Genomic DNA, 14,614 nt, shown 5'->3' with positions numbered 1-14,614 from the left:
GCATTTTGTTTTAACTTCCCCAAAAATTGCTTTTAAAATTCATCAAATTAAAAGGGACCAATTTCTTGATCCCGTTTTATGTTATGCTTTCCAATTTTTACTCCTGCCCTACCTTCATCCGTATTATCAGTGCCTGATTCGCTCCCCTTGGGTCATTGCTATACACAGTCACGGTTTTACTTTCTGCGCCTTCTCTTCCAGCAGAGTTATATGATACTTTTATTTTTCCTTTTGCTCCTGGTTTAATAGCACTTTTAGGAGGTGCTGTTACAATACAACTACAATTGGATTTCACTTTCCTGATGATTAAGTCCTCCTTCCCTGTGTTTGTAAATTCAAACTCCGTTTCAACAATTTTATCAGATTTCACAGCTCCAAAATCATGTACAGTCTTAGTAAACTCCAGACGCGGTGCTTGTTCTATCTGAGCTTCATCCATTGGAGGGAAATATTCATTAATGGTCGCATTTACGGTTATAGTAGTTTTAGTACCATTTTTATCATCAGAAATAAGGTCGAAGTTATCCGAAACACCTCCAAAGTCATTCTTTGCTTTGGCATCATAGGTTATTTTAATAAGTCCTTTTTGTTTAGGCTGCAAAGTCATTGGTTCAAAAGCAACTTTCATATGTTTAGGCAGCCCCTGGACTGCCTTAAAAGTAACAGCAGACGCTCCATCATTATATACTCCAAATTCTTTAGTAATAGGTTCTTTATTAGTAATCCCCCCCAGGTTCATATACCTTGATGCTAATCTTATGCTTCCTAATGAATCCGGAAATTCTTCCGCTAGGGTTTTCGGTTTAGGGATTACCATTCCGGTAAGGTAAACTTCAGTGGTAGCTGGTTCGGTATTGGCTTTGATGGTAAGGGTTTTATGAATTTCCCCAGGTCTTCCCATTGGATCAAATTCTGCTTTTATAACAGCTGATTGTCCTGGGGCTACTGCCTCCTGAGGCCATGTGGGTGTAGTACAGCCGCATGAAGGGATAATCTCTGTGATTAAAAGAGGAGCAGAACCCTTATTCGTAAATTTAAATTCATGAGAAACTTTTCCATTTTCTTCATGGATATTTCCAAAATCGTGTGTGGTTTCCTCAAATTCAAACTTACCGCTTTGAGCGAAAAGCTGACCTGCCAGCAAGGAGAATACAAAGGAGAATAATGCTATGCGTCTCATATTGAACTACAATGATTTTTTTATAAAAATGAATCCGTTAATTTAAGCAATCAAGTCAAAAACTGTGCAATTTTCTGTTGATTCAGAACTTTAATCATATAATAATGGGTTCCTATAGAGAAATTTCGCTCCCAATGGAGTTTTTTTCTATTTTTGCCGCATTATGTCAAGAATTTTAACAGGTATTCAAAGTACAGGTAAACCTCATTTAGGTAATCTATTAGGGGCAATATTACCTGCCATCAAACTTTCTGCAAACGAAAAAAATGAATCTTTATTTTTCATTGCAGACCTTCATACGCTTACAAATATAAAGGATCCGGTAGTTAGAAGAGAAAATACTTACGCAGTGGCAGCTGCATGGCTTGCATTTGGCTTCGATACTGATAAAAATATTTTCTATCGACAGTCTGATGTTCCTCAGGTATGTGAGCTTGCGTGGTATCTGAATTGTTTCACTCCTTATCCGATGCTTGCCAATGCGCATTCATTCAAAGATAAATCGAGCAGATTATCAGATGTAAATGCAGGTCTGTTTACCTATCCGGTGCTTATGGCTGCCGATATCCTACTTTATGATGCGGAGATTGTCCCTGTAGGAAAAGATCAGTTGCAGCATCTTGAAATTACAAGAGATATAGCAACAACCTTTAATAAAACTTATGGTGAAACCTTTGTGGTTCCGCAGTCCAAAACTGACGAGCAGGTCATGACCGTGCCGGGGGTTGATGGGAAAAAGATGAGCAAATCCTATGATAATTATATTGATATCTTTTTGCCAGATAAAGAACTTCTGAAAAAAGTTAAAACCATAGTTACGGACAGCAAAGGTCTTGAAGAACCGAAAGATCCTGATACTTGTAATGTATTCAACATATTTAAGCTAATTGCCTCAGAAGAGCATATACAACAGGTAAGAGGAAAATATGAAGCAGGTGGTTACGGATATGGCCATGCAAAACAAGAACTGTTTGATACCATTGTTTCTACCTATTCTAAGGAACGTGAAGAATTTAACAAATTTATGAATGACAAAGGAGAGCTTGAAAACAGGTTAAAAATCGGAGCAGAAAAAGCATCTGTCATTGCAACCTCAGTCCTTGAAAGAGTAAGAAAAAAATTAGGCTATAGCCTTTAATAGGAATGTTAACAGACTATAAAAATTATAGTCTGTTAACATCTTACTACTTATAACTTAGTTCATATTACTTAGAACTTTTTTCTGCTTCCCAAAGCACAACTTTTTTCTTACCATCAATGATCAGTTCAAGTCTTGTAGGATTTGGGATAAGTACGAGTCTTGTATCCTTGCCTGCAAAGTCATCTACATCCACCATTACGCCTTCTTTAGGAAGTGCCTCATAGATTTTAGATCCGTCAGCATTTTTTCCCACTTCCTTATACTTATTACCCAGGTAAGCTATTGGCATAAGAACTTCATTATCAGGGCACTTTTCATCATGAACATCTTGTAGTATTTCTTCAAGGTCATCCCCGAAGTTGTCCATAAAGTCATCTTCAAGATCATGAAGCTCTTCTTCTATTTTATCATATTTCTTATCATCATAAGATAAAGTTCCTAGAAGATTCTTCTTTTCTACAATAGCATTCAATGCTTTATTGAGTTGTAACGTGTCCATAAGACCTAATTCAGTTTCATTAAAATTAAGGACTGCAAATTATTCAAAAATATATCTCTAAATAAATTTTAATTAAAAAAAGTAAACGTATTCTTTCTAAAATTTAATTTTTACAAAAATTTAAACTACCTCTTAACTATTTTCGTACAAATGAGTTTAATTATTCTTGCATTGTTCTTAATTTGAGAGCAAGATCTTTTTATAAAACACAATTTTTGAAAAATAATATGGAAGGCACATTAATTGAGTCAACAAAAATCGACAAAGCAACGAAAGACAGGATTAATCAGTGGCTGAATGGCAACTATGATAGTCAGACGAAAGATGAAATCAAAGGTCTTATTAAAGGAGGAAAAGAAGACGAGCTGATTGACAGTTTTTACAAAGATCTCGAATTCGGTACTGGCGGTCTTAGAGGTATCATGGGTGTTGGTTCAAACAGAATGAACAAATACACAATCGGGATGGCGACCCAAGGCTTAAGCAATTATCTGAAGAAAAGCTTTCCGGGTGAGCAACTTAAGGTTGCTATTGCTCATGATAGTAGAAACAACAGCGATTACTTTGCTAAAATTACAGCAGAAGTTTTCTCTGCAAATGGTATTAAAGTTTATTTTTTCAAAGCACTCAGACCTACACCTGAGCTTTCTTTCGCAGTAAGACTGCTTGGATGTCACAGTGGAGTGGTTCTTACAGCTTCTCACAATCCGAAAGAATATAACGGATATAAAGCTTATTGGAAAGACGGAGCTCAAATGATTGCTCCTCATGATAAGAATACAATTACCGAAGTACAGAATATTAAAGATGTAAGCGATATCAAATTCCAGAGAAATGATGCGCTTATTGAAAATATAGGTGAAGAAATAGACAGCAAATATCTTGATATGATCCATTCTTTGTCTATCTCCAAAGATGCAATCAAGAGACAAAAAGACTTAAAAATTGTCTTCACTCCTATCCACGGAACAGGTATCGTGCTTGTGCCAGATGTATTGAAGAAATTCGGATTCACCAATATCAATGTTGTTGAAGAGCAGTCTAAGCCAGATGGTAACTTCCCAACAGTTGTTTATCCAAATCCGGAAGAGCCAGATGCACTTTCACTTGCATTGAAAAAAGCAAAAGAGATTGATGCTGACATCCTTATGGGAACAGACCCTGATTCTGACCGTGTAGGTATTGCAGTTAAAAACCACAAAGGTGAGTTTCAATTGTTAAATGGTAATCAGACAGGAAGTTTACTTTTGAATTACCTTATCAATGCATGGAAAGAAGCTGGTAAGATTAAAGGAAAAGAGTTTATTGTTAAGACTATAGTTACTACCTATCTGATAGATAAAATTGCTGCAGACAATGGTGTGAAATGCTATAATACTCTTACAGGATTTAAATATATTGCAGCACTCATCGGAGAGCTTGAAGGTAAAGAGCTGTTTATAGGAGGCGGAGAAGAAAGTTACGGTTATCTTGTAGGAGATCAGGTGAGAGATAAAGATGCTATTTCGTCTTGCGCGTTTATTGCTGAAATGGCAGCCTATGCTAAAGATAAAGGTGTTAGCTTATTTGACATGATGCGTGACATGTATGTGAAATATGGCTTCTATAAAGAAAAACTTATTTCTCTTACCAAAAAGGGCAAATCCGGAGCTGAAGAAATACAGCAAATGATGAAAGACCTTAGAAACAACCCTCCTAAAGTTGTTGCAGGTTCTGCTCTTATTCAGCTGAAAGATTATCAGGCACAAACAATCAAAGATCTTAAGACAGGCAAGGAAACTCCTACCAATCTGCCAAAAGAAAATGTTCTTCAATTCTTAACAGAAGATGGAACGCTTGTTTCTGCCAGACCTTCAGGTACAGAGCCTAAAATCAAGTTCTACATTAGCGTAAATACACCTTTGAGTAAAAAAGAAGACTACGACAAAGTAAATATTGAACTTGACAAGAAAATTGAAAGTGTTATCAATGATATGAATCTTAAATAATACTGGGGGGTAACACCTAATAGATAAAAAGGCCAGAACATTCCGTTTTGGCCTTTTTATTTTTAACTGAATCAAACACAACTATTATATTTTTGAGGATACTCCCCCTCACATCCCCTCTGTCACAACAAGCATTAAATCAACAAATTACGCACAACAAACTTTCACTTAATAACATTCCATTTTTAGGGACTGTTAAACTTACAGACTTAAAGATGGAGAAGTGCATGAAAAAGGTTGTCTATTATTTAATTTTACTAGTTTCACTTGGACTCCTGGAAAGCTGCAAAAACACGGAGAAAAAAAAATTTGAAGGAGCCACAGTAGAAGTAAAACCTGGAGTACTGGAAGTACATGGAGATAGTATAAGATTCAATGCCCAGGTTATCATTCCTGAAAATTCAGGCCTAGAGTTCAAATCTGAATATTATATAGTACCTGAAATAGCTGGTCATCATTTAGACACTATAGCTGTAGATGGTGTTCATTGTGAAGTGGATGTCCCCACTGATGCCGATTGCACCTTTACTTTCTCTGCGCCATTTCACCCTGATATGATGGGAAAATATATGAGTGCCAGACAATATTATTTCGATAAGAACGCCGATGAATATGAGTTTAAGACATTGGAAAACCTGGCATACTGTTGCCTTAAGAGTGGCGAGTTATTAAGTTCAGACGGATACTTTCTTCCTCTTAAATCAGAAAAACAGGAAGCACTTAAACTTATAGCTCAATTCAATTTCCCGCAAAACATCTATGATCTGAATGCTCAATCAATGGAGAAATCGGACTATTCAACTTTCAGGAGCTTTATTTCTGATCAGCAGGATATTTCTTCTATTGAGATAAAAGGTTTTGCATCTCCGGAAGGAAAGCTGGAAAGGAATGAATTGCTTGCCAAAGAAAGAGCTACCAAGCTTGAACAACTTGTCAAAGATGAAATTAGAACAACGTCACCTTCTCTTTATAAAAAATTAAAAGATAAAATCAAGGTAAGTATAGTTGCAGAGGATTGGGAAGGACTTCAGGAAAGTATAAAACATTCTGATTTCAGCATAGATCAGAAAAGAGAAATTATTGAAATTGCAGGTTCTTCTATGGATTCTGATCTTAAGGAAGAAAGAATACTGAAAATTGCAGGAGGAATGGATAAGCTTGTACCTTATCTGGCTCCGCTAAGAAGGACAAATATTATTGTATCCGGATCACACCTAACCGCTGAAGATACTATTGCTGAAGCAAGTGAGGCCACTGCTGAGATGCCTGTAAATCAAGTATTCAAAGAGGGAGAATGGATAGATCAGGAAGCAGGCAACTTCAACCATGAGGGTAAAAAGACGATGTTTCTTGCCTTTTACAAAATACCTCGACCTGATACCTTCGCACTGGACAATACAATAAACATGGAGTCGCCTGAAGGAAAGGCCAAGGTTGAAGGTACAAGAGAACACTACCTTGCTGAGCTGGAGAAAAATCCTCATAATCATTGTATGTTGAACAACCTGGGTATCATTTATATGAAGGAAGGTAATTACCCAGAAGCAATAAAATACCTTCAACTATCACTTAAAGAGAAGAAAAGTCCGGAAGCCCATTATAATTTGGGACTTGTATATGCTAAAGAAAGTGAATACAAAAAAGCACTGGAAGAATTTAAATTAGCTGAAGAAAAACTACCGGCGGTAAAATATAATAAAGGAGTAGTATCGCTACTTTTAAAGGATTACGCAGATGCTCAAAAAGATCTGGACAGTTACACCAATACCAATCCGGATGACCCAAATGGATTTTATGCTCTGGCTGTGATAGGTGCCAGAACCCATAATGAAGAAATGGTCACAGAAAATCTTCAAAGGGCTTGCGAGGACAATCCTGCTTATTGTGAAAAAGCTAAAACTGATTGGGAATTCAAAGACTATATCAATATAGCTGAATTCAAGACTGCCACTGCTGGCAAAAAGAAGGAAAGATTTTAAACACTGTATTACAGTCAGATAACATAAAAAGGAAGGTTTTTGCCTTCCTTTTTGTTTTCCCTTTGAACCAATGTGGGATTTGCTTTTAAATTTTGTAACAATTTAATTATCAAGAAATAACCTGTACAAAACCGCCAAAATTAGCCTTTTAGGAGTATTTATAATTCGGTTTTAGCTGCAAGGATTAAAATAAAAGCTTTTTTAAATTCCATTATTGGTAAAAAATAAAGAAATTAGCGCCTTAAAAATTTTCTGGGGAAACAAAATGGAGAATATTAAGTATTTCATCATCGATTTTGACAGCACTTTCACACAAGTAGAAGCTCTTGACGAACTGGGAGATATTTCACTTGACGGTGATCCGCAAAAAGATAAAATTTTAAAAGAAATCGTCGAGCTGACAAACAGCGGAATGGAGGGAAAAGCTTCGTTCACTCAGAATCTTACAAGAAGACTTGAGTTGTTGAGAGCGAATAAAAGACACCTTCTTCCTCTAATCGGAAGACTTAAAACGAAGGTTTCTGAATCAGTGAAGAGAAACAGAGAGTTTTTCAAAGACTTTTCTGATAATATACTTATCGTATCCAGTGGCTTCAAAGAATTCATTACCCCTATTGTCACTGAATTCGGAATAAAAGAAGAAAATATTTACGCTAATACTTTTGTATTTGATGATCAAGGTAATATTACGGGGTTTGACAAAAACAATGTACTATGTCTTGACAAAGGTAAAATACAGCAATTAAAAGCTTTAAACCTTAAAGGTGATGTATATGTAATCGGTGATGGATATACAGATTACGAAATCAAAGAAGCTGGTCTTGCAAACAAATTTTACGCATTTACTGAGAATGTTGAAAGAGATGCTGTGCTTGCTAAAGCTGAGCACATTGCGCCAAGCTTTGATGAATTCCTTTATCAGAACAACCTTCCAATGGCAATCTCTTATCCTAAAAACAGAATAAGTGTATTGCTTCTTGAAAACATCCACCCAGAGGCTTTAAGATTATTCAAAAGCGAAGGATACAAAGTTGAAGTTATTTCAAGCGGGTTAGATGAAGATGAGCTTTGTGAACGTATCAAAAACGTCTCTATCCTTGGTATCAGATCAAAAACTCAGTTAACTAAAAAAGTACTTGAAAGTGCAAATAAACTGATCGCAGTTGGTGCATTTTGTATTGGTACTAACCAGATAGATCTTAAGTCTTGCCTGCAACGCGGTGTAGCGGCTTTCAATGCCCCGTACAGCAATACCAGAAGTGTGGTAGAACTGGCTATCGGACAAATCATCATGCTTTACAGAAATACCATTGAAAAGAGTAATAAAATGCATCAGGGTAAATGGGATAAATCTGCTAAAAACAGCTATGAGATAAGAGGTAAAAAACTAGGTATTGTTGGTTACGGAAATATTGGATCTCAGCTTTCTGTTCTTGCGGAATCTATGGGTATGGAAGTTTACTATTATGACATAGTAGAAAAACTTCAATTGGGTAATGCTAAAAAATGCTCTAGTCTGAATGAATTGTTAAGCCTTGCTGACGTCATTTCTTTACACGTTGATGGAAGAGCCAGCAACAAAAACCTTATCGGTAAGAAGGAATTTGACCTAATGAAAGAAGGTGTAATATTCCTTAACCTAAGCCGTGGCCATGTAGTAGATGTTCCGGTTCTGGCAGAGAATTTAAAGAGCGGAAAAATCTTAGGTGCAAGCGCAGACGTTTTCCCTTACGAGCCAAAAAACAATAACGAAGAATTTATAAACGAACTAAGAGGTCTTCCAAATGTAATCCTGACTCCTCACATCGGAGGAAGTACTGAAGAAGCTCAGTTCAATATTGCCAGCTTTGTACCTAACAGAATATTGGATTATATCAATACTGGAAATACATTCCAGAGTGTGAACTTTCCGAATATTCAGTTACCTGAATTGAACAATGCGCACAGACTTATTCACCTGCATGAGAACGTTCCTGGCATCCTTGCACAAATCAACAATGTACTTGCAAAACACAATATCAACATCCTTGGCCAATACCTGAAAACCAATGAGAGTGTCGGATACGTGATTACAGACATTAACAAGGAATACGACAAGCAGGTAATACAGGAGCTTAAAGCTATCAACAACACAATCAAGTTTAGAATTTTGTATTAATAACAACAGTGGTAAAAAAGACATTTTTCACGGTAGGGCCATCTGAGCTATACCCGACAGTACCTGCTCACGTTCAAACAGCGCTTGAGCAAAAAATCGGAGTTATATCTCACAGAAGCAAGCAATTCCAGGAGTTGTATAAACATACAACAGACGGACTCAGAACTCTTTTGAGCATACCTGACAATTATCAGATATTTTTCCTTTCCAGTGCTACTGAGATCTGGGAAAGAATTATCCAGAACTGTGTTGAGCATACAAGCTTTCACTGTGTGAATGGTAGTTTCTCAAAAAGGTTCTATGAATTCTCAGGAGAGCTTGGAAAAAAAGCTTTCAAAGCTGAAGCTGCTTTTGGAAAAGGTTTCTATCCTGAGAATATTGAAATACCTTCTGAAACCGAAGCTATTTGCCTTACACAGAATGAGACCAGTTCAGGTGTTTCTATGCCTGTATCTGATATCAACAAGATAAGAGAAAAAAACAAAGAAGCTCTGTTATTTGTCGATGCTGTTTCATCTCTCCCCTATCCTGAGTTTGACTTTACTAAAATAGATTCAACCTTTTTCTCTGTGCAGAAATGCTTTGGGCTTCCTGCAGGACTAGGAGTGTGGATTCTAAATGACAGAGTGATTGAAAAGGCGAAGCAACTGGAAGCTAAAAAAGTTCTGACAGGAACTTACCATACCATATCTTCTATTCTAAGCAAAGCAAAAGATAACCAGACACCGGAAACTCCAAATGTCTGGAATATATTTCTGCTTGGTAAAGTAATTGAGGATATGAATAAGAAAGGAATTGCAACCATCAGAAAAGAAACTGAAGTAAAAGCTGACATGCTTTATAGCTATATAAAAGACAGCAATAACTTCTCTTTCGGAGTTGAAGACCCTGCTCACAGATCAAAGACTACCATTGTTGCCAACACTGCCATACCAGCGCCTGAAGTTAACAAGAAACTGGAACCATTTGATCTGGCAGTGGGCAGCGGCTATAGCAGTTATAAAGAAAAACAAATAAGAATTGCGAACTTCCCTGCTTATTCTATTGAAAAAACAGAAGAGCTTGTAAACGCGCTTAAGAAAACAATCGGTTAATTATGCTTGATTTGGGTCGGGTTTATTCTGAAGTGTTTTCATTCACACAGGAACAAGTAATCAGATTTGCCGAGGTGTCAGGAGATCATAATCCTGTGCACCTGGACTCTGACTATGCTTCTAAAACAGCGTTTAAAAAGCCTATCATTCACGGTATACTTGGTACCAGTATTTTCTCCAAAATACTTGGAATGAATTTCCCCGGCGAAGGAACAATTTATCTAAAACAGGAAGCCAACTTCAAACGCCCCATGTACGCCGGCACTTCCTATGAAGCAATATTGACCATTCTGGAAGTAAACAGAGACAAGCACCAGGCAATAATTGAAACCAAAGTCATTGATAAGGAAACTGGTAAAATCATCATTGATGGTCAGGCTCAAGTAATGAATAAAGAGAAGATTTGATGAAACGTTTTCTAGGTATAAAATACAGCCCTAAAGACATAAGATTATTATTCTCCTTCAAAAGCTCATTAATTAAAAGATTATTAAGGGGCCTTGTATATATTACTGCCGTTACAGCAGTATTACTTTACATGGAACAGAAGGATATCTTTCATATCCAGATAAGTAATGCACTGCCTGGATATATGGGTGCTGCACTGGGTTTACTTCTCGTGTTCAGGAATAATACTGCTTATGATAAATGGTGGGAAGCAAGAAAAGAACTTGGAGCACTTGTAAATATTTCCAGAAATTTTGCCATAGATATCAATGGTTTATTACCTCCTGGAAACAAGGAAAAAACGAGAATTGCAAACTTGCTCACAGCCTTTGTTTATGCGCTTAAAGAACATTTGAGAAGCGGTGTAAAAATGAAGGACATGCAGGACCTTGAAGATGCTGACTTCAAAATTATTGAACAGGCGCATCATAAACCTTCTGCGATCGCTAACCTTATTATGGCCAGGATTGAAATTCTTTGGAAAGAGAAGATGCTGACTGATATGCAACAATATCTTCTTGTTACCAAGGTAAATACTTTGATCGACATTTGCGGTAAATGTGAACGGATAAGAAACACCCCTATTCCAATTGCTTATGGATTGCTTCTTAAGTTTTTCATTAACATCTATGTAATCCTTTTACCTGTTGGCCTTGCTAACGATCTTGGCTGGGGAGCTTTACCTCTGGAAATTATTCTGTATTATGTCATGATGAGCATCGTTCTGACTGCAGAAGAAATTGAAGAACCTTTCGGCAAGGACCTTAATGATCTTCCTTTTGATGAAATGGCGGGTAGAATGAAAGCTAATATTCAAGAGATTATCAGTTACGAATAATCTAAACACTAAAGTTTAGTCAATATTTCTTTCAGAATTCCAAGTAGCTAATACAATCTTTTTTATAAAGGTCTGCGTATAAACTAACTAAACATTAGTCTTATACGCATTTATGCTTTATAGAACCTCCTTTTTAAAATGGCTTGTTCCATTGTCGCTTATAACCAATTTAGCGTTTGCTCAAAATTTTAAATATTTAGGATCCTATGACCAACAAGGAACCCCTAAATACCTGGAAACAACCACAGTTACTCCGGATCAGGCATTACTAAAGCAAATAAATGAAGCATTACCGGACAGAAAACCTGTCCCTCAATTTCACCCTGAATATATTTCCAAACAGGCAGAAACAGATTTAAAACTTTTCAAGCAAGCCGATGTCTGGGTTACATTTGTCGGTGAAGTTGCCGGGTGGAAAAACAGCTTGGGTTTTTACACCTATGATATAAATAATCCTCCCCGATCAGTATCTGATATAAAAGATTATTTTGTCATTTTCCCTAATGCATCACAAGCAGGAGGAGGAGGTAATCTGAACCCAGGAAATACAGTAAAAATTGGAAATTTCACAGCCAATACAGGCATTGGTTGGTTTTTAATCGCAGATGGATGGAGAAATGAAAACGTCACTAAAGGTAATTACCTGATCTATTCCAATGCTGCTTTTAATCCCGAGAATAAAGAAACAGATAAAGCTCATACTGTGCTTTTAAATTTATCAGGTAGTAACAAACTGATCCTTGGGTTTGAAGATACCAGAAGAGATCAGGGAAGTGACAATGATTTTAACGATGTCTTATTTTATATCACCGCTAATCCATTTGATGCTATAAATAAAGATAACATAGTTACTGTGGGCGAAAATCCAACTTCAAACAATAACCCCTCAAACAATAATACAACTAGTAATCCTTCTTCAGACAATAATAACAATAATACTCAAGGTACCTCCAATACCCAGGTAAATGCATCAAACACTAACATTGATTCCAACAATAATGGAGGAGGAAGCAGCAACATAGCCTCTTCAAGTAATAATGTCAATAATAGCGGAGGAAACAACTCAACAGCGATTAATAATACAAGTGTTAACAACAACAATTCCAACAACAATTCAAACAATACAACGAATAACAATAACTCCACAACTATTATTAATAATACAACCATTATAAATAATGGAAACGGAAATAATAATAACACCGCTAATCAACAAAACTCCGGAAGTGGTCAAAATAATACTGGAGGCAATGGAAATTCCGGCGGCAGAGGAAATAATCAAAACAACAACAGTAATAATAATCATTCAAATCCTTCATCAGACAAATGCCACAAGAATGGCATGTCTGAACAAGAATTTTCAAAATCATATAATCTGATAAAAAGCAAACCAACAGAGGCAAGTCGTAAATCCTTAATGCAGCAAGTAGCTCGCCCTAAGATGCTTACTGTAAATCAATGTACTCAATTGATTAAGTTATTGGATGTACAAAGAAACAGGTTTGATATGGCAAAGTATCTATATGATTATACTTGCGATAAACCAGGATATTATATGGTAAGTTCTGTTTTCTCAGTTTCAACCTATGAAAGAGAATTTGATCAATTTCTATCGTCCAAAGATTTAAACAACAATCATTCACCGATGAATGCAAAGGCCTGCAATACGCCTGACAATAATACAACCAGCATTCAAAACTCTAATACAGCTATTTGCAGTTCATGTACAAACGGAGGTTTCACAAGTGATGATTTTTCAAGGTTTAAAACTAGTATATCCTCAAAAAGCTTCAGTGAAACAATGATGACGGTTACTAAGCAAGGAGTAAAAGGAAGGTGCTTATTAACGGGACAGGTGGTGGAGCTAATGACTCTATTCTCTTTTGAAAAGGATAAGCTGGATCTTGCGAAATACCTGTATGACTTTACAGGAGATAAACAAAATTATTACAGAGTGAACGATGTATTCTCGTTCTCCTCCTCTATCAGTGAATTGAATAATTATATTGAGAAGAAATAAAATTTAACTATTTAATTACAAACAAAAAGCAGAAAGATTTTCTTTCTGCTTTTGTGTTTTATAAGTTTAGATTAATATTTCTCCAAGCATAACAAAATCTATATTCTGAGGCAATGAATGAACATAGTCGCACAACTCAAAGAATTGCAGTAGGTTCACTATTCTTCCTGCATGGTCTTTGTTTTTCTACGTGGGCATCAAGAATTCCTGATATTCAGCAAAAATTAAAACTAACAGAAGCTTCACTAGGTATGGTTTTGTTTGCATTGCCTGCAGGTTTGCTGGCTTCCATGCCTTTATCCGGATGGCTGGCGGCGAGATATGGGAGTAGTAAGGTCGTTTTGGTTGCCATTATATCTTATGGATTGATCCTTTCCTTTATAGGTCTTGCAGAAAATCAATTTGAATTAGTTCTGGCTTTATTACTCTTTGGAGTTGCAAGCAACACAGTAAATATCTCCGTCAATACCCAGGCATTGTTGGTGGAAGCACTATATCATCGTTCCATCATGGCATCGTTTCATGGTCTCTGGAGCCTTGCAGGATTCAGCGGTGCAGCCCTGGGATCATTGATGATCAGTAAAACTGTTTCAATACCAATACATTTTCTAATAGTTACTTTTTTTATTTTCAGTATTGCTGCTATTTGCTCATTTTTTATTCCCAAAGCAATTAAAAAGAAAAGTAAAGCTCCCCTATTCGTATTACCTGATAAATCAATTCTGATATACGGAGTCATTGCTTTTTGCTGTTTGACATGTGAAGGTGCTATGTTTGACTGGAGTGGCGTTTACTTCAAAAAAGTTGTTTTAGCAGAAAAGGATTGGATTGGAGTAGGTTACTCAGCTTTTATGGGAACAATGGCAATGGGAAGGTTTTTGGCCGACAACTATACCACTCGTTTCGGATTAAAACAAACCCTGCTTGCCAGCGGACTATTGATAACAATCGGTTTGCTTATTGCAATCATATTTCCAAAGCTATTAACGGCGACCATAGGCTTTTTGCTTATCGGATTGGGAGTTTCCTCTGTTGTTCCACTTGCTTATGGAGCTGCGGGAAAATCGAACAAAGTGCCCGCAGAAATTGCTCTCACAGCAGTTGCCTCTATTGGCTTTATCGGATTATTGATTGGCCCACCCATTATTGGCATTGTAGCAGGCTTAACAAGCCTAAGGATTTCCTTCTTAATTATTTCATTTCTGGGCCTATGTGTCGCTTTACTCTCTTTTGTGCTCAAACGAGATCAGGATTGACAACAATTAAATGA

Annotated in this window: 11 protein-coding genes; 9 read left to right on the top strand and 2 right to left on the bottom strand. The window is 36.6% G+C overall.

The annotated features are described in order from the left end of the window. Positions 1–97: 97 nt before the first annotated feature. Positions 98–1,180 (bottom strand): DUF1573 domain-containing protein, encoded by a 1,083-nt coding sequence (locus K350_RS0107885; RefSeq protein ID WP_028979441.1) that lies wholly within the window; start codon positions 1,178–1,180, stop codon positions 98–100. A gap of 163 nt (positions 1,181–1,343) precedes the next feature. Between K350_RS0107885 and trpS the strand changes: the two genes are divergently transcribed. After that, positions 1,344–2,318 (top strand): tryptophan--tRNA ligase, encoded by a 975-nt coding sequence (gene trpS / locus K350_RS0107880; protein WP_028979440.1) that lies wholly within the window; start codon positions 1,344–1,346, stop codon positions 2,316–2,318. A 67-nt stretch (positions 2,319–2,385) separates the two neighbouring features. Here trpS and K350_RS0107875 read toward each other — a convergent pair whose 3' ends face one another. Next, positions 2,386–2,820, bottom strand: coding sequence for a hypothetical protein (locus tag K350_RS0107875; protein ID WP_028979439.1), 435 nt, complete (start codon positions 2,818–2,820; stop codon positions 2,386–2,388). Positions 2,821–3,047: 227 nt separating this feature from the next. Here K350_RS0107875 and K350_RS0107870 point away from each other — a divergent pair, with 227 nt between their 5' ends. The 8 genes from K350_RS0107870 to K350_RS0107835 all read left to right on the top strand — a co-directional run bounded on the left by K350_RS0107870 (position 3,048) and on the right by K350_RS0107835 (position 14,600). After that, positions 3,048–4,808: a phospho-sugar mutase gene (locus K350_RS0107870; protein WP_028979438.1), complete on the top strand. Its 1,761-nt coding sequence runs from the start codon at positions 3,048–3,050 to the stop codon at positions 4,806–4,808. A gap of 227 nt (positions 4,809–5,035) precedes the next feature. After that, positions 5,036–6,787: a tetratricopeptide repeat protein gene (locus K350_RS0107865; protein WP_162144144.1), complete on the top strand. Its 1,752-nt coding sequence runs from the start codon at positions 5,036–5,038 to the stop codon at positions 6,785–6,787. 265 nt (positions 6,788–7,052) lie between these two features. Beyond that, positions 7,053–8,945, top strand: coding sequence for a phosphoglycerate dehydrogenase (gene serA, locus K350_RS0107860; RefSeq protein WP_028979436.1), 1,893 nt, complete (start codon positions 7,053–7,055; stop codon positions 8,943–8,945). 8 nt (positions 8,946–8,953) lie between these two features. Beyond that, on the top strand, positions 8,954–10,039 hold the full coding sequence (locus K350_RS0107855; protein WP_028979435.1) for an aminotransferase class V-fold PLP-dependent enzyme: 1,086 nt from the start codon (positions 8,954–8,956) through the stop codon (positions 10,037–10,039). 2 nt (positions 10,040–10,041) lie between these two features. Further along, the gene (locus K350_RS0107850) at positions 10,042–10,446 is read left to right on the top strand and encodes a MaoC family dehydratase (protein ID WP_028979434.1); all 405 of its coding nucleotides are present in this window, start codon (positions 10,042–10,044) and stop codon (positions 10,444–10,446) included. Beyond that, positions 10,446–11,324: a bestrophin family protein gene (locus K350_RS0107845; RefSeq protein WP_245598572.1), complete on the top strand. Its 879-nt coding sequence runs from the start codon at positions 10,446–10,448 to the stop codon at positions 11,322–11,324. The genes K350_RS0107850 and K350_RS0107845 overlap by 1 nt, the downstream gene beginning before the upstream one ends. A 112-nt stretch (positions 11,325–11,436) precedes the next feature. Then, positions 11,437–13,344: a DUF4476 domain-containing protein gene (locus K350_RS30915; RefSeq protein WP_028979432.1), complete on the top strand. Its 1,908-nt coding sequence runs from the start codon at positions 11,437–11,439 to the stop codon at positions 13,342–13,344. Positions 13,345–13,457: 113 nt separating this feature from the next. Beyond that, positions 13,458–14,600, top strand: a complete 1,143-nt coding sequence (locus tag K350_RS0107835; RefSeq protein WP_028979431.1) for an MFS transporter — start codon at positions 13,458–13,460, stop codon at positions 14,598–14,600. The last annotated feature ends 14 nt before the right edge of the window (positions 14,601–14,614 follow it).

This window comes from Sporocytophaga myxococcoides DSM 11118 (assembly GCF_000426725.1).
GTDB classification, from domain to species: Bacteria; Bacteroidota; Bacteroidia; order Cytophagales; family Cytophagaceae; genus Sporocytophaga; species Sporocytophaga myxococcoides.
This window is presented reverse-complemented; position numbering and strand designations above follow the sequence as displayed.